Source organism: Alkalimonas delamerensis, from assembly GCF_030717955.1.
Classification (GTDB): domain Bacteria; phylum Pseudomonadota; class Gammaproteobacteria; order Enterobacterales; family Alteromonadaceae; genus Alkalimonas; species Alkalimonas delamerensis.
Genome location: NZ_JAUZVY010000002.1, coordinates 542,578 through 557,918, shown reverse-complemented (window position 1 = coordinate 557,918; position 15,341 = coordinate 542,578). Strand labels below are relative to the sequence as shown.

22 protein-coding genes are annotated in these 15,341 nt (G+C 47.4%); 16 read left to right on the top strand and 6 right to left on the bottom strand.

Going from position 1 to position 15,341, the window contains the following annotated elements; all coding sequences use genetic code 11:
* The first annotated feature begins 241 nt into the window (after window positions 1-241).
* On the top strand, window positions 242-2,833 hold the full coding sequence (gene acnD / locus Q3O59_RS06980) for a Fe/S-dependent 2-methylisocitrate dehydratase AcnD (protein ID WP_305944885.1): 2,592 nt from the start codon (window positions 242-244) through the stop codon (window positions 2,831-2,833).
* A 153-nt stretch (window positions 2,834-2,986) separates the two neighbouring features.
* On the top strand, window positions 2,987-4,162 hold the full coding sequence (gene prpF / locus Q3O59_RS06975) for a 2-methylaconitate cis-trans isomerase PrpF (RefSeq protein ID WP_305944884.1): 1,176 nt from the start codon (window positions 2,987-2,989) through the stop codon (window positions 4,160-4,162).
* A 45-nt stretch (window positions 4,163-4,207) separates the two neighbouring features.
* Here the strand turns inward: prpF and Q3O59_RS06970 are convergent, their stop codons facing one another.
* A complete protein-coding gene (locus Q3O59_RS06970) occupies window positions 4,208-5,173 on the bottom strand; it encodes an integron integrase (protein ID WP_305944883.1) in 966 nt (321 codons plus the stop codon).
* A gap of 154 nt (window positions 5,174-5,327) precedes the next feature.
* On the opposite strand from Q3O59_RS06970, the gene Q3O59_RS06965 reads away from it, so the two are divergent.
* The 11 genes from Q3O59_RS06965 (at window position 5,328) to Q3O59_RS06915 (ending at window position 12,068) form a co-directional block, all read left to right on the top strand.
* A complete protein-coding gene (locus tag Q3O59_RS06965; RefSeq protein WP_305944882.1) occupies window positions 5,328-5,828 on the top strand; it encodes a hypothetical protein in 501 nt (166 codons plus the stop codon).
* Window positions 5,829-5,939: 111 nt separating this feature from the next.
* Complete coding sequence (locus Q3O59_RS06960) at window positions 5,940-6,950, top strand: hypothetical protein (RefSeq protein ID WP_305944881.1); 1,011 nt, start codon at window positions 5,940-5,942, stop codon at window positions 6,948-6,950.
* A gap of 176 nt (window positions 6,951-7,126) precedes the next feature.
* The gene (locus tag Q3O59_RS06955; RefSeq protein ID WP_305944880.1) at window positions 7,127-7,330 is read left to right on the top strand and encodes a hypothetical protein; all 204 of its coding nucleotides are present in this window, start codon (window positions 7,127-7,129) and stop codon (window positions 7,328-7,330) included.
* A 103-nt stretch (window positions 7,331-7,433) separates the two neighbouring features.
* Window positions 7,434-7,874: a hypothetical protein gene (locus Q3O59_RS06950; protein WP_305944879.1), complete on the top strand. Its 441-nt coding sequence runs from the start codon at window positions 7,434-7,436 to the stop codon at window positions 7,872-7,874.
* Window positions 7,875-7,957: 83 nt separating this feature from the next.
* On the top strand, window positions 7,958-8,431 hold the full coding sequence (locus Q3O59_RS06945) for a hypothetical protein (protein ID WP_305944878.1): 474 nt from the start codon (window positions 7,958-7,960) through the stop codon (window positions 8,429-8,431).
* Between the two features lie 92 nt (window positions 8,432-8,523).
* The gene (locus Q3O59_RS06940; protein WP_305944877.1) at window positions 8,524-9,027 is read left to right on the top strand and encodes a hypothetical protein; all 504 of its coding nucleotides are present in this window, start codon (window positions 8,524-8,526) and stop codon (window positions 9,025-9,027) included.
* Between the two features lie 28 nt (window positions 9,028-9,055).
* On the top strand, window positions 9,056-9,670 hold the full coding sequence (locus Q3O59_RS06935) for an FMN-binding negative transcriptional regulator (RefSeq protein ID WP_305944876.1): 615 nt from the start codon (window positions 9,056-9,058) through the stop codon (window positions 9,668-9,670).
* 83 nt (window positions 9,671-9,753) lie between these two features.
* Entirely contained in the window at window positions 9,754-10,245 is a 492-nt protein-coding gene (locus Q3O59_RS06930; RefSeq protein ID WP_305944875.1) for a hypothetical protein, read from the top strand.
* A 90-nt stretch (window positions 10,246-10,335) separates the two neighbouring features.
* Window positions 10,336-10,818, top strand: a complete 483-nt coding sequence (locus Q3O59_RS06925) for a DUF2846 domain-containing protein (RefSeq protein ID WP_305944874.1) — start codon at window positions 10,336-10,338, stop codon at window positions 10,816-10,818.
* A gap of 94 nt (window positions 10,819-10,912) precedes the next feature.
* Window positions 10,913-11,437, top strand: coding sequence for a hypothetical protein (locus Q3O59_RS06920; RefSeq protein WP_305944873.1), 525 nt, complete (start codon window positions 10,913-10,915; stop codon window positions 11,435-11,437).
* 91 nt (window positions 11,438-11,528) lie between these two features.
* Window positions 11,529-12,068 (top strand): hypothetical protein, encoded by a 540-nt coding sequence (locus tag Q3O59_RS06915; RefSeq protein ID WP_305944872.1) that lies wholly within the window; start codon window positions 11,529-11,531, stop codon window positions 12,066-12,068.
* A 40-nt stretch (window positions 12,069-12,108) separates the two neighbouring features.
* On the opposite strand, the gene Q3O59_RS06910 is transcribed toward Q3O59_RS06915, so the two are convergent.
* A complete protein-coding gene (locus Q3O59_RS06910) occupies window positions 12,109-12,381 on the bottom strand; it encodes a Txe/YoeB family addiction module toxin (RefSeq protein WP_305944871.1) in 273 nt (90 codons plus the stop codon).
* Entirely contained in the window at window positions 12,362-12,634 is a 273-nt protein-coding gene (locus Q3O59_RS06905; RefSeq protein ID WP_305944870.1) for a type II toxin-antitoxin system Phd/YefM family antitoxin, read from the bottom strand. Before Q3O59_RS06905 ends, Q3O59_RS06910 begins: the two co-directional genes overlap by 20 nt.
* A gap of 140 nt (window positions 12,635-12,774) precedes the next feature.
* Between Q3O59_RS06905 and Q3O59_RS06900 the strand changes: the two genes are divergently transcribed.
* Both Q3O59_RS06900 and Q3O59_RS06895 read left to right on the top strand, forming a co-directional pair.
* A complete protein-coding gene (locus tag Q3O59_RS06900) occupies window positions 12,775-13,209 on the top strand; it encodes a hypothetical protein (RefSeq protein ID WP_305944869.1) in 435 nt (144 codons plus the stop codon).
* A gap of 126 nt (window positions 13,210-13,335) precedes the next feature.
* Window positions 13,336-13,668 (top strand): hypothetical protein, encoded by a 333-nt coding sequence (locus Q3O59_RS06895; RefSeq protein WP_305944868.1) that lies wholly within the window; start codon window positions 13,336-13,338, stop codon window positions 13,666-13,668.
* Between the two features lie 95 nt (window positions 13,669-13,763).
* Here Q3O59_RS06895 and Q3O59_RS06890 read toward each other — a convergent pair whose 3' ends face one another.
* The 3 genes from Q3O59_RS06890 to Q3O59_RS06880 all read right to left on the bottom strand — a co-directional run bounded on the left by Q3O59_RS06890 (window position 13,764) and on the right by Q3O59_RS06880 (window position 14,666).
* The gene (locus tag Q3O59_RS06890; RefSeq protein WP_305944867.1) at window positions 13,764-14,054 is read right to left on the bottom strand and encodes a type II toxin-antitoxin system RelE/ParE family toxin; all 291 of its coding nucleotides are present in this window, start codon (window positions 14,052-14,054) and stop codon (window positions 13,764-13,766) included.
* Window positions 14,047-14,268 carry a TA system antitoxin ParD family protein gene (locus Q3O59_RS06885; protein ID WP_007113097.1) on the bottom strand — a complete coding sequence of 74 codons (222 nt, stop codon included), beginning with the start codon at window positions 14,266-14,268 and terminating at the stop codon, window positions 14,047-14,049. Before Q3O59_RS06885 ends, Q3O59_RS06890 begins: the two co-directional genes overlap by 8 nt.
* A gap of 188 nt (window positions 14,269-14,456) precedes the next feature.
* Complete coding sequence (locus tag Q3O59_RS06880; protein WP_369812361.1) at window positions 14,457-14,666, bottom strand: hypothetical protein; 210 nt, start codon at window positions 14,664-14,666, stop codon at window positions 14,457-14,459.
* Window positions 14,667-14,763: 97 nt separating this feature from the next.
* Here Q3O59_RS06880 and Q3O59_RS06875 point away from each other — a divergent pair, with 97 nt between their 5' ends.
* The gene (locus Q3O59_RS06875) at window positions 14,764-15,327 is read left to right on the top strand and encodes a hypothetical protein (RefSeq protein WP_305944866.1); all 564 of its coding nucleotides are present in this window, start codon (window positions 14,764-14,766) and stop codon (window positions 15,325-15,327) included.
* Window positions 15,328-15,341: the final 14 nt, after the last annotated feature.

Here is a 15,341-nt window from a genome sequence, read left to right as displayed (position 1 = left end):
GCAAACCACAGCGAAGGGGAAGGACCAGGACAAGGATAGCCCCTTCGCTAGCTAGTGCCCGTCCAGAAAGGCGGGTACTAGCGCAGCGCAGGGATGCGCTGCCATTTTCATTGCGTGATAACGCATTGAAAATGTGAGATAAATGGAAATCGCAATTTTCATTTGTCGTTCCAGAATAAGGGCAGGAGCCCGTTTCTGGATGAAAACTAGCTAATTTCACCCACTACGACCGGGCATGCTGATGAATACCAATTACCGTAAACCACTGCCAGGCACCCAGCTGGATTACTTCGACGCCCGCGAGGCGGTTGAAGCCATTCAGCCCGGTGCCTACGATACCTTGCCATACACCTCGCGGGTGTTGGCTGAAAACCTGGTGCGCCGCTGCGATCCGGCCATGCTGACCGATGCATTGCGCCAGTTGATTGAACGTAAAAAAGAACTGGATTTCCCCTGGTTTCCGGCCCGGGTGGTCTGCCACGATATTTTAGGCCAGACCGCGCTGGTCGATTTGGCCGGCCTGCGCGATGCCATTGCCGAGCAAGGCGGCGATCCGGCTAAAGTGAACCCTGTGGTGCCAACCCAGTTGATTGTTGACCACTCACTGGCCGTTGAGCACGCCGGTTTCGATAAAGATGCTTTTGCCAAAAACCGCGCCATTGAAGATCGGCGCAACGACGATCGCTTCCACTTTATCAACTGGACCAAAAAAGCCTTTAAGAATGTTGATGTGATTCCGCCTGGCAACGGCATTATGCACCAGATCAATCTGGAGCGGATGTCGCCGGTGGTGCACGCCAAAGACGGTGTGGCTTTCCCCGATACGCTGGTCGGTACCGACAGCCATACTCCTCATGTCGATGCACTTGGCGTCATTGCCATTGGGGTGGGCGGTCTGGAAGCGGAAAGCGTGATGTTGGGCCGGGCCTCCTGGATGCGGCTGCCGGATATCATTGGCGTCGAGTTGGTGGGCAAAGCTCAGCCGGGTGTGATGGCGACCGATCTGGTGCTGGCACTGACCGAGTTTTTGCGCAAAGAAAAAGTGGTGTCCAGCTACCTGGAATTCTTTGGCGAAGGGGCCGACAGCCTGAGTCTGGGCGACAGGGCCACCATTTCCAATATGACGCCGGAATACGGCGCTACCGCGGCGATGTTCTCCATTGATCAGCAAACGCTGGATTACCTGACGCTGACCGGCCGTGAGCCGGAGCAGGTTAAGCTGGTTGAAACCTATGCCAAAACCGCTGGTCTTTGGTCGGACAGCTTAAAAACCGCCCAGTACGAGCGGGTGCTGCGCTTTGATTTATCCAGCGTCGGCCGCACCATGGCCGGGCCTTCCAACCCGCATGCCCGTTTGAACACCAGCGATCTGGCGGCGCGTGGCATTGCAGGTAGCTATCAGCTGGAAGAAGGCAAGATGCCGGATGGCGCTGTTATTATTGCAGCCATTACCAGCTGCACCAACACCAGCAACCCGCGCAATGTGATTGCCGCCGGCTTGCTGGCTCGTAATGCCAACCAAAAAGGCTTAAGCCGCAAGCCATGGGTCAAAACCTCACTGGCTCCTGGCTCTAAAGCGGTGCAGCTGTACCTGGAAGAAGCCGGCTTGCTGCCCGAGCTGGAGCAGCAGGGCTTTGGTATTGTTGGTTTTGCCTGCACCACCTGCAACGGCATGAGTGGCGCTTTAGATCCGGTGATCCAACAAGAAGTGATCGAGCGCGATCTGTACGCCACCGCTGTACTGTCGGGCAACCGCAACTTCGATGGCCGCATTCACCCTTATGCCAAGCAGGCGTTTTTGGCCTCGCCACCTTTGGTGGTGGCTTACGCCATTGCCGGCACCATTCGGTTTGATATTGAAAAAGACGTGCTGGGCCATGACAGCGAAGGCAATCCGGTGACGTTAAAAGACATCTGGCCAAGCGATGCCGAGATTGATGCAGCGGTCAAAGCGGCGGTCAAACCCGAGCAGTTCCGCAAAGTCTACGAGCCGATGTTTGATTTAAGCGTCGATTACGGCGAGCAAATCAGCCCCTTGTACGACTGGCGGCCGCAAAGCACCTACATTCGCCGCCCTCCTTACTGGGAAGGCGCCTTGGCAGGTAAGCGCAGCCTATCCGGCATGCGGCCTTTGGCGGTGCTGGGCGATAACATCACCACCGATCACTTATCGCCCTCGAACGCCATTATGCTCGACAGCGCTGCTGGTGAGTACCTGGCCAAGATGGGGGTGCCGGAGGAAGACTTTAACTCCTACGCTACCCACCGCGGCGATCACCTGACCGCCCAGCGCGCGACCTTTGCCAACCCCAAGCTGTTTAACGAAATGGTAGTGGAAGACGGCAAGGTGAAGCAGGGCTCACTGGCGCGGATTGAACCCGAAGGCAAAGTGACCCGGATGTGGGAAGCCATTGAGACCTATATGGAGCGCAAGCAGCCGCTGATCATCATTGCCGGTGCCGATTACGGCCAGGGTTCATCGCGCGACTGGGCCGCCAAGGGTGTGCGGCTGGCTGGGGTGGAAGCCATTGCCGCTGAAGGTTTCGAGCGCATTCACCGCACCAATTTGATTGGTATGGGGGTGTTGCCGCTGGAGTTTGAGCCTGGTACGACCCGCAACACCCTGCACATCGACGGCACCGAGACCTTCGATGTGCGCGGTGAGCGCACGCCAGGGGCGACGTTGACGCTGGTGATCCAACGCGCCAATGGCGACAGGGTTGACGTACCGGTGCGTTGCCGGTTGGATACCGCTGAAGAAGTGTCGATTTACGAGGCCGGTGGGGTGTTGCAGCGTTTTGCCAAGGACTTTTTGGAAGGTCAGGCGAGTTAAGCAGCTGGATCTCACTACGGGAGAGGGGATGCCCTGTTTTGTCGCCGCAGACTGTTTGACTGAGCCCTTAAAGGCGAAGGAGTTGTGCGGTGAGCAAAACAGGGTGTCTCCTCGGACGAACTCGAACTGTGACAATTTGAATAGGTGACACAGATGTTTCAACCACAGATCCGCATTCCAGCCACCTATATGCGTGGCGGAACCTCGAAAGGGGTATTTTTTAAGCTGGACGATTTGCCAGAGCAGGCGAGGGTGCCTGGCCCGGCGCGGGATGCACTGCTGCTGCGGGTGATTGGCAGCCCGGACCCTTACGGCAAACACACCGATGGCATGGGCGGGGCGACCTCCAGCACCAGCAAAACGGTGATTTTAAGCAAAAGCAGTCAGCCGGAGCACGATGTCGATTATCTGTTTGGTCAGGTCGCCATCGACAAAGCCTTTATCGACTGGAGCGGCAACTGCGGCAACTTAACGGCAGCGGTTGGCTCTTTTGCCATCAGCAATGGTTTGGTGGATGCCAGCCATATTCCGCAGAACGGCATTTGCACGGTGCGGATTTGGCAAGCCAATATTGGCAAAACCATTATTGCTCATGTGCCAATCACCAACGGCGAAGTGCAGGAAACCGGCGACTTTGAACTGGATGGGGTAACATTCCCGGCGGCAGAAGTAGTGATCGACTTTATGGATCCGGCCGATGCCACCGGCGCCATGTTCCCAACCGGCAATCTGGTCGATACGTTGGACGTCCCCGGGGTAGGCAGTTTCCCGGCCACCTTTATCAACGCCGGCATCCCGACCATCTTTTTAAATGCCGCCGACCTGGGCTTTGATGGTACCGAGCTGCAAGATGCCATCAATGGCAGTGCTGAGATTTTACAGCGCTTTGAAACCATTCGGGCTTATGGCGCACGGCAGATGGGGCTTATCAGCGATATAGCCGAAGCCGCCAGCCGCCAGCATACGCCGAAAATTGCCTTTGTTGCGCCGCCCAAAAGCTACAGCGCATCCAGTGGCAAAGCGGTAGATGCTGCAGATATCGACTTGCTGGTGCGGGCGCTTTCAATGGGCAAACTGCACCACGCCATGATGGGCACTGCGGCTGTTGCCATTGGCACGGCAGCTGCGATACCAGGCACTTTGGTCAACCTGGCTGCCGGGGGCGGCAAGCTGGATGCCGTGCGCTTTGGCCATCCCTCCGGGACGCTTAGCGTAGGGGCTGCTGCCGAGCAGCAAAACGGTGATTGGGTGGTCACCAAAGCCAGCATGAGCCGCAGCGCCCGGGTGCTGATGGAAGGCTGGGTGCGGGTGCCCGGGGATTGTTTTTAACGCTGGGTATTGAAACAACTAAAGGCGCTGTGGCGCCTTTTTTAATTACAACAACTGCGACAACGGGCTTTTCACACCGCTGGCACCACGATTGAGCACATGGGTATAAATTTGCGTGGTGCGCACATCGGTATGGCCAAGTTGCTCTTGCACGGTGCGGATATCGGCACCGGACTCCAGCAAATGGGTTGCGAAAGAATGGCGTAGGGTGTGACAAGTAACATTTTTACGAATTTCCGCTTTGCGGGCGGCGATTTTTATTTCACGCCGAACACAGGATTCATCCAGATGATGCCGACGAATGCATTTTGACTCGGGATCCAGGCTGAGTTTTATCGACGGAAACAAGTAATGCCAGCCAAGTTGCTTGGGAGCGTTCGGGTTTTTGCGTGCTAGTGCAAAGGGAAGCCAGACCCCCGCATAGTCAGGGTTCGCCAGATCTGCCTGAAAATACAGCATCACATGCTGAGTTTGTTGCTTCAGGCTTGTAACCAATTCGGGTGCAAGTGTGACCCGGCGGTTTTTGTTGCCTTTCCCCTGCCACACCATCACCGACAGATAATCGTAATCAATGTCCTGCACCCGTAGCCGAACAGCTTCCATTAAACGCAAACCACTGCCATACATCAGTTGCGCAATTAACTTGTACTTTGGATCGATCAGTCGTAAAAGTGCAGCAACCTCAGGCCGGGTTAGCACCACCGGAAGCTTAGGGCTCACCTGAGAGCGGTTAAACTGAAGGTTAAGCGACAGCGGCTTTTGCAGTACCTTGCTGTACAAAAAACTAAGTGCATTTAAAGCCGTTGCCTGTGTACGAGGCGCTACATGACGCTGATTGGCTAAATAGTTTAAAAACAGCTCGACATCAGCATCACCCAGCTTGGCAGGGTGCTGTTTTTTACTAAACAGAATGTAGAAGCGGATCCAATAAATGTAAGTATCCACCGTTCGCCTGGCATAACGACGAACCGTCATAAACTCTGCTACGTGATCAAGAAAGGGTGAAGCCATTGCACGAACCTCAAAAATAAGCATGTATAAATAAACAGTAGTCAGTAAATTTATTGTAAGCAAGTCGCTTGCAGGGAAAACCCCTGCTTTTTGCATAAAAATTTACACCTTCGTTATGAAGTTGTTGATTTAGCGCAGGTAGTTCGCTAGATTGATGAAATCGAAAAAAGATAGAAGGGAAAATCCCGCGGGGAAAGAAGGGATTTTCCAAACTACTAAGCTGTTAACTTGCAGGGAGCTTATGTCGAAAATCGATTTCCAAAAATATGGTAAGAGCGTAAGAAAGTTTAAGTACTCTCCCTTACTGGTAATAGCTGCAACCAACTCATTGAAAATTCAAACTAGGAAAAACTCGGGTAGTGGCAAACCATACATCTGGATAGATCCTAGCTGGGAGTTATTTCATTTGGGGAAAAGTGTAATATCAAGTTCTAACTACCCAGACCACAAAGGGCCTCTTTATATACAAAAGCACATGTTATGGTGTAAAAAGAAACAACAGGTCTCTGGAAAGTTTTTGCTATCCGTAAAACTGAACAAGTTCGGCCATACTGTGTTCAGACTTTCAGATAATTATGAAATTGTTAGTTATGGTTATAATCTTCAATTAGTGGACGGTGAGGATTATGACGGCTGGTACGCAGATGCAAGTTAACAAGCAAAGGCAGCCGACGCCAACAGCCGCGCGGCTGCTTTGAGCGTTGGGCGGCAAGGCCAGCAGAGTTAGGCTCTGTTAGTTTTGCTAAAGTTTTTTCAGATAACTTCCATGAATAGTGAGCTTGATTTGGAAAATCTCAGGTTAAAGGATTGGCTGGAGCCGCCGCAAAACAGTGATCGCGTCTGGTTTCAGAAGAGGGGGCGGGTCTTCGAGAAAATCCTTAACGGCATGTTGTCTAAGGAGCAAATGGAGCCACGCACGAGCATGCGGCCTTCAGGTGAAGAGATTGATGGTTCCTTTGCTATTGGAGAAAGCTTTTATCTACTTGAAGCCAAATGGCACTCTTCACCGATCCCTGCATCTTCTCTATATGCCTTCAAAGGTAAAGTTGACGGGAAACTCACTGGCACTATCGGTGTATTTTTTTCCATGTCTGACTACAGCAAAGAGGCGGTTGACGCGCTTCTGTACGGAAAGGAACTTAATCTCATTCTTTTTGGTCACGATGATCTTATCCTCATAGAGGAAGGAAAGATTAAGCTTCGCGAAGCTATGCGGGTGAAACGTCGTTATGCGTCAAACTATGGCCAGCCGTTCTATCCTTTGAAGACGTATTTGTCGGAATTAGAGGCCTCTAGCGAAGACACTACCACTCGGGATCAGGGAGCGTCGTGGAGCATTCTGGTTGAGGGTGAGAGCGATGTCGGAGCCATTGAAATCTTGCTCGGACGCTGTGGCATAAATGCTCGTTATAACGTTGTAGCAGCAGGTGGGCAGTTAGCGGTTGCGCAACTCGCCGAGCACTTAATGAGCAACAATCAAAGACACGTTGCCGCGATAGTAACGCCGATATCTGACGCGGAGCTTCAGCACGAACAGATTTCAAAGCTAATAGATTTAGGCGTAGAAATAGTCGAGTTAAAGCATGGCGTTGAGGATTGGCTAGATAACTATGTAAGTGCGGAATACCACAACGCCACATTTATGCTCACTAATCGCAATGGAAAAATGGCGCGTCGTTATGCCCGAAATGCTGACATCGAGAAATTGCGATCCGATAACCCAACATTCGAGCGTTTGCTACAAAAGCTTCAAGGGGATGCGGAAGATAGGCTGTAATAACTGGGCGCGCGCTATAGGTAACGCACATTGTAGAACTGTCTATGCATGATGAGTTGCCGCCCAACAATACGTTGCACCAGACATTTGACCCGCCGCCTACTTTTGCTTGTGCAAAAGCAGGCATCGCCGCAAATGCCGGTGAACTCAGGCGTTATAGCTAAAGGAGTAGGTTAGTGTTTCAAATCATAATGGCGGTTTTGGGTTATTGTATTGGAATCAATCATCTCGCCAAAGGCTTAGGCTATTTACCATTTAAGCAATCGCATGAAATGTCAGACGCCGAAGTCACGCGTAGAAAGCAATTGTTTATTATTTCTGGGCTGGCACTATTTGGTATAGGTGTTGTTTATACCTTAAGTTATTTTGGCGGGGTTTAGCTATAACAAACAAATATTATCGCCAGCAAAAAGCGCTGGCTGCGACGTCAACCCGCTGCGCGGCTTTCCGCGCTAAATTTGGGCGTTATATCGTGAGTGAAACATGTATAAAATTCTGAGCTTTTTTCTTTGCGCCATATGGGCAAGTTTTTGCTCGGCGATTTCAGTTTCTATTTCTGAGAAGGCGATTACAATTGAAGAGGCTGAAAAATTAGGATTTCATCGTTTAGTCAATGGAGAAAGCGACTCTTGGGACGATAGCTGGATCATAATTATTTATCCGGAAGTCGACTTAAACGGACACAAATCATCTGAAGTTTGCCTGGACATTTACGAGAACTCCGAAAAGTTAGCTTCGTCATGTACCGTAATGATAAGTTCTGAAATAAAAGGGTTTAATCGTTCAGACATTGAAGTTAGCAAGCAGAGAGCGGTTTCTGTGGATGTCAGCATTACATATGGCGGCGTGAGATATTTAATTAAAAACGTAGTATCTTTGCCGGGAAAAGATTATGAGTCCTTTAAAAAGCGATATAACAAGTAAATTTTATCGCCAGCAAAAGGCGCTGGCTGCGACGTCAACCCGCTGCGCGGCTTTCCGCGCTAAATTTAGGCGTTAGGTGGGAAATGAAAGTCTCTCTTACTTCGATGATTTTTTTGATGGCTTCATGTATTTATCCTGCAGCTTATGCGGAGCAATCAACTGAGTTTTGTGATGTCCTTCGATCATTTGTCGGTTCAGTAAACCCTAACGAAACCAAGGAGTTTGTTTTCCGAACGTCTTGGGGTTCAAACTTTAACGATACACCGGAGATCGTATTGTTTGCTAAGCGTTGCGAACATAGTGATTATCCTGCCGCCAAAAATGTATGCTCATATCTTATGGAACATGCCTCAGCTGAGTTCGCAGCTATTGCTGTAATAAATGCAATTTCATGCCTGTCTCCAGGCAGTAATTTCGGAAACCAATTAACGATTAACAGTGGCTCGTTTTCTATTAGTTATGGCACGCCAGATCGTGGCTCATTAGTTGATATTACGTTCAGCGAAGACAGCACAGTTGGTGGTATGGCTTTCAAATTGGTCGCTGATGGCTATTAAGCTATCACCTAACAATCCGCGTCATTCGGGGCCTGCGGCCCCTGCGACGCTCACAAGTTCGCGCGCTTGCGCGGGGCGTTATGAGTAACTATATGCAACAGTTAACAACGATAGTTTTGCTCTTATTTGTTTCTTGGCCCGCATTTTCATGCTCTGCCAGGATGCAAGGTGCTTTGTTAAATCATGAAGAGCTTATTGATACAACTGAGACCATTGTGTTGGCTGAACTAGTTGATACGACCATGTTGTCTTATTTCAGGACTATTGAGGTAATAAAAGGCCAAATGCCAGCTGAGTTTCAGTGGGTAAAGTTTAGAGCTAGGCAATCGCACATTGATAATGACTTTGATCAACACCGTGCACAAGAGTTCTGGAGCCAACAGGCATATCGAGCCCCGTACCCCAATGGCAGCTGTTCGCCATCATTAACATTTGATAGTGGTGAACGGTATTTAATCTTTGTTGAATCACCCGGACATGGGCATTCGGCGGAAATCATTAAGAGTGAGAGTGATCTTTGGTATCTTTTTGTGAAAGAGAGGGTTACTCATAACAAGCAAAGTCAGCCGACGCTTAACAGCGCGCGGCTGCTTTGAGCGTTAACTGCTATCGCAATAGAGAATCATGTACATACCTAAGAATCTTGAAGTAAAAGATCCATTAATAATCAGCGAATTAATCGCTGAGAATGGCTTTGGAACGCTCATTAGTGCTGATCTTAATGCAACGCACTTGCCCCTTATTTATGAACCGAACGATGATGGGCTTGGCTTGCTATTTGGTCATTTTGCAAAATCAAATTTGCACTGGCAAATTGCTGAGAACCAAAGGGTACTCGTCATTTTTCAAGGGCCACATGCCTACATTTCTCCAAGTTGGTATGTAACTAAGCCAGCGGTACCAACTTGGAATTATTCGGCTGTTCATTGTTATGGTTACCTCACTATCCTTGATGACAACGAAAATCAGCAGGCTATGGATAACCTAATTGTTAAATATGAACCTGAGCTGCTAAATAATCCTGAAATTATACCAGCTGATTATCAGTCAAAGCTTCGTAACGGTGTTGTCGGTTTTAAAATTGTTATCGACGAAATACAAGCAAAGGAAAAATTGGGGCAACATCGTAAACCAGAGGATCAAAAGGGCGTATTTGCAGGTTTGCAAGAATCTACAGATTTAAACGCTGCCGGTTTGTTTGCTTACATGGAAAAGCGTAATGTTGGTACCGGCAGTTAACAAACCGCGTCATTTAGGCCATTCGGCCCTTGCGACGCTCACAAGTTCGCGCGCATGCGCGGAGCGTTATACACGGAGAGGTCATGGTTAAGTTGCAAACAAGGTCATTGATCAGCAGCTTGATAGCTTTGCTGGGCCTTTGGCTGATATTACGCCAAGTGCCTAATTTAGCTTCATCAATTTTTATTATGCTTTCTGGTCAGGAAGAAGTACCAACCAGCATATTACAGGTATACGCAATTCACTTTTGTAGTAATTCGGTAATGGGTATAAGCCTTATTCTACTGCGCGATAAGTTATCTAGCTGGTTAGTGCCACAAGAAACGCCAGTGCAGGTGTGTTTCAGAGTATTTATTGCTGTAGGAACTGCACTTATTGGTATCTATTTTACAGGCCTTGGTGTTATTTCACTTGGTGAAAGCCTTGGAAATCAAGATCCCAACTTTGGTACGAATCCCTACCTTTATTGGCATGGTGTTTTTTCCGTGGGTATCGGAGTCATTTTATTTATGGGCTCTGTAGGCATCGGGAAGCTGTGGGCATTGTTCATAAGGTTGCGTCATGCTGGCGTATAACAAACCGCGTCATTCAGGGCCTGCGGCCCTTGCGACGCTCACAAGTTCGCGCGCATGCGCGGAGCGTTAGAAATCAGAAGAGATTAGAAAATGTTCAAACATATTTTTTTGGCAGGCATAGTAACCGTCATTCTCGCGGCTTGTGCGGGACCAGTTGCTAAGGGACCTATGTATGCACCAATCGATGCTTTAGATGAATATGCGTTGGTATATGTTTATCGACCTTATGCAAATGATGGTGTCACGCTTTGTATGAAATTTCTTATAAATGACGAGATGAATGGCTGTTTGAACAACCTTGGCTTTTTGAAAGCGAAAATACGACCTGGGATGCATGAAGTGGCATTGCAGACAAATACTTTCATGGGGCCAAAGATTGTTGAGTTTGAAGGTAGCTTTGAGGCAGGGAAGGTTTACTTTTATCGTTACTACACTACGAATGACAGTAAAACGATACCGAGTGATGCGGTTTCAACGAGATACATCCCGGCTTTCAACGCAACGCATGTGTTGACTCCAAAGTCACACGAAGAAGCAGAGCTAGAGCTTAAGCATTTGTTCGAGTCAATCTAAATGATTTCTAACAAACGCCATCAAAAACGCGCCCGTTAGGCGCTCGACTCGCAACAAGTTGCTCGCGTTTGTGGCGGGCGTTTTAGGAATTATTATGAGCTATCTTGGTCTAGCATTTTCTATTTCACTTTTAATCAGTACAACTGGAAACAGTGATCTAAGTGAAACGTCAAAGTTTCTAGCTGACTTAAGCTTTGGCGGAATAAAGCTATCAATAATTGATGGTGCCGAGAAAGGACTTGCGACAAAAGAATTTGCAGAGTGCATAGACAGAATCGACGTGAGTATTTTGGCCGAAACATACCAATCAATTTTGTACCAAAACTTTAGTTCAGAACAGTTGCAGATTTCTGATGACTTCCTCAGTTCTGAACTAGGCATCAAGTATGCCAATAGCGTTACCTGGTATATTTACAATGCACTTGGAAAATCGGCACCAGATGGCATCCAACCTTTAAATCAACAAGAAGATTCAATTGTAGAGAATATTTTTAAAGGTGCTGTCGGAGATGTTCTCGGCCCAGGCTCTAAGCTCGAATCGATAGAGGTAAAAGCACCCGTTAGAGAAAAAGTTGATGAAATTCTTAATTCTTGCCGAGACTATTTGGTTGGTTCCTAACAAACGCCTAAAGTATCGCGGCATGCAGCCGCTGGACTCGCAACAAGTTGCTCGCCGCTTAGGCGAGCGTTAGAACTCTTTTGAGGTGCTCATGAAAATTTTGATTTTTTTACTCTTATTTGTTGCGGTTCCTTTGTCTGCTACTCAGCAGATTAAAGAAACTTTTGTTTTTGAAGGTGAAATTTTTGGATTGGAAATGGGGCCGGGCTATAAGAGCCCACTTGAATCACTTTATTCATATGATGAAATTCTCCTAATGCTCGATTTGAAAGGGGGGTGTACTGCGAACTGGAGAGGATATAAAGGTACTTGGGAGGTAAAATCTAATCAGTTGTTTTTAAACTCTTTGGTTAAAGATGCATGTTCGAAAAATCCCCCCATGGTAGATAGTGTATTATTTTTTGGTGAGGAGAGTTATCCGGTAAAAGCACATTGGTTTAATGGTCAAATTAAGGTTAGGTTATCTCCGGATAGATATAAGTTTTGTAACACAACCAGTGGGAAAGAACAGATGATCGGGTATGAGTATGATGCGATGGTTTATGAATTTTCTGCAGGAGAGTTTATTTTTAAATCAAAACAAATAGCTGGACAGATATGGGAAACAGCTCTAACAAGCTGTTTAAAGTGACATTAACTCGCTATGCTCCTTACTTCACTTTAACAGTGCGCTAGGACTGATCGTAATGACCACCAATAGCGAAGATATAAATGGATTTATCGTCAAACCGATATATCAAACGATCTCTTTGTGAGATCCGCTTAGACCAAAGGCCAGAGAGGTTGTGCTTGAGTGGCTCCGGCTTCCCTAAACCTGAAGCAGGGTCGTTTGAACGCAGCATTTCCTTGAGTAATTTACGCAAAGCCTTATGTAATTGTTTGTCCTTCTCGCGCATAGTTTCATACGCTTCCCAAGTATTGCCTTCAAATACCAGTGATCTCATTCATTTGCTCGTCAGTCGGTATATAGCCTTTACTACGGTTGTGGGTTTCAAGGGAGTAGGCAATCTGTTGCATGAGGCTCTGGTTTTGGAGAACGTAAAGCGTTTCTTGCTCTCGCTCCCAGTCGTCGGCGCTCATTACAACGAAAGCCTCTCCGGCTCGTCGAGTTACCTTGAGCGGTTCATGCCTGTTAATAACTTGTTCTACAACGCTCTTCAGATTGTCTCTAAATTTGTTTACACTGATTGTATCCATGACGGTGCCTCGATGTACGGGGTTTCCGTACAAGTATACGTCAATTGCCCTAACAAGGCCAACACGGACAGCTTTTTCGTAGCGGCTCCGCCTCCACTTCAAAGCTGCGCGTGTTGGCGGCGTTATGTTTCAGGACAGTCATGAGTGAATATTTGGAATTTGAGCAATTATCCGAAATAGATGATCTGCTGAAACTAAGAGTTAAGGGCGAAAGTAGCGGCTTTGCCGGTACTGCCGATTGCTACGTCAACGAAGACCAGTTTCAATCGTTTTGCTCACAACTAGTTGGCTTTCCCAAAAATCGAGAGGATAGCATTCGGTTTTGCTCTGGTGAGAATGATCAACTGTCTCACTTCGATATTGAGTTCTCTTGCATCGATAGTTCTGGTCGCATATTGACGGTTATACAAATTGTATCCAGAGATACGCGTTATCCCAATGAGCGGCTATGCTATGTGGCTTCGTTCTCATTTAAGTTAGAACCAGCCGCATTTGATCGTTTTGTGAAAGGCTTATCTCGGGTTTCGGTAATTAATAATGTGGGTTCAAAATCGGCTTTGGTAAATGAAACATAACAATACGTATACTCGCGGCCTGCGGCCACTGGGATGTCAACTCGCTATCGGGCCTGTCGCCCGTATGCTAAGCGCTAAGTAGATACTGTGATTTTCAGTCGATTTGAACGAAGCTCAGTTGATGAAATGAAGAGTATTCTCATTTCAAACAGTACTTTAAGCGTAAAAGATAAAGTGCAGTTGGAAAAGATGATTGCTCGGTTAGACGCTAAAAAGTCACCATATCTCAGTGATTACGAAATTCATCAACTCAAACAAAAAGAAATCGATATAAAACAATCGCGAATACTTATTTTGATAACTTGGTCAATATCTATTATCGCAATTATATATTTCGGTGCTCTTCCTGGTCGGACTGGAATGATATACTGGTCTCAAGAGCCTGGCTTGTTTATAACATGTTTAGTCATCTGGATTTCTGTAGGGGTGTATTTTTATGCTAACAGTGAAGACACCTAGCAAGTTGATTAATTTCGTTCCGGCCACAAACGGCGTGGCTTCCACTGGACAGCCTACGCTGCGCGGCAGCAGCCCATTAGCGAAGCGTTACAACGTCATTTCTTCCGCTTTAGATCGCGGTAGAAATTTTCGTGTGATCCCAAGGCCATCAGTGCAAGGATAAGTGCGCCATCATCAAAACTGTAACCCAGCAAAGTCAGTTGCTTGTTCATTTTGAACTTATGGACTCGCAGAAAGGCCAGATCCCCTTTCTTTTGTTCTCCGATGTTGGGATTGGCCATTAGCTCCTTAATGGCCAAATCAAGGTCCTTTTTCTGGTTGGGCTTGAGTTTTTTCACCGCCTTTTTGAATGTAGGAGTCTGTAATACACTGGTGGCCTTAACCAAAATCGTAGGCCTCCAGCTTTCCTGCGTCCCGTTCTGCCTGCGCGATGATGGCCTGCCTCACAAACTCGTAGGGTAAATCGGGGTTATCTTCCATCATCTCGCCGATTTTCGCCCAATGTTCTATTTGCTTAGGCGGGGTTCGATTAAGTGCTTTGGCTATAATGGTAGCTTTTTCAATAAGGTTTTGATCTAAGCGAATGCTGTTTGTAGCCATTTTTACCTCCAATGATGAGCTGCCTAAATTGTAGCAAGTTGCCACAATTGAAGCAAGTTGCTACAAATCAGCCGCAAAGCGCGGCGTTGGTATGGCTCCCTACGTCAAACAGGTTGAGTCTATCATCAGCCGCTGGAAGCGTCTGCACAGCCGAGGCTAGTCCTGCCAGGCGATATCAATGAATACCCTTAGCGCTGCAATAGCGCCAGTTTTATCGCATCGTGCTTATAGGTTTTAACGTGCTCACTGACCTTTTGTGGAATGAGGGAAGTAGCGAGCACATAGCAGCAATGGCCAAGGCTGATTGGTTTGGCTTCACGAATGTCTTCTATGTAGGCAACTTCGAAAAAATTTTTATGCGTATCAAGACCAATAAAGGTTATGCTATTGTTAATCATGCTGATTTCCTGTAGTGTGTTCTCAGCAAATACAGTATGGTTCTGGTTGCGAAGCTAACCCACGTACTCGGAGGTCAGGACCTCGTGGGGAGTCATTATGTCTAGGTCTATGAAAACTTTCATTATCACTCTTTGCGTTTTATCTATAGCCGTCTTTGCATGGTTAAGTGTGCCGCATTGGCCTCGAAGTGCGTTTCAAGACTATGTATTGCTTTACTTGAATGATAAAAAGTTACAAAAACTAATAACTGAAGCAGATAAGACACCTTACAACATTATCAGATGGCTGCCAGATCAAGGTAATCAAGCAGGAGTTAGATCTGAGGCTGGTATTATTTGGGAAGAAGAACCAGCTTTAAGCCAGGAGCTTTTAGCTGCCTTTGAGCAGTTTAATACTAATTATTTTATGTTAGTCAAGAGTGAGGGATTTTGGGGTTTCCCTGGCTTTACAAAAATTAAACCGATTGAAAATAATGAAATAAATGGCTTGGCGCGACATCGTCAGATTGATTACGTTTATCGATTTGGTGGTGGGTTAATTTTTCAAGAGTGTGGTGATCAACTGACTGCATCAGAACCTGCTGGAAGATGTGATCGCTTGTTGTTTGGGGATTGGGTTCTCGAAAAGACTTGGTTTGTTAAAGGACTGACTGGTGATTAACCTAACAACCGCAA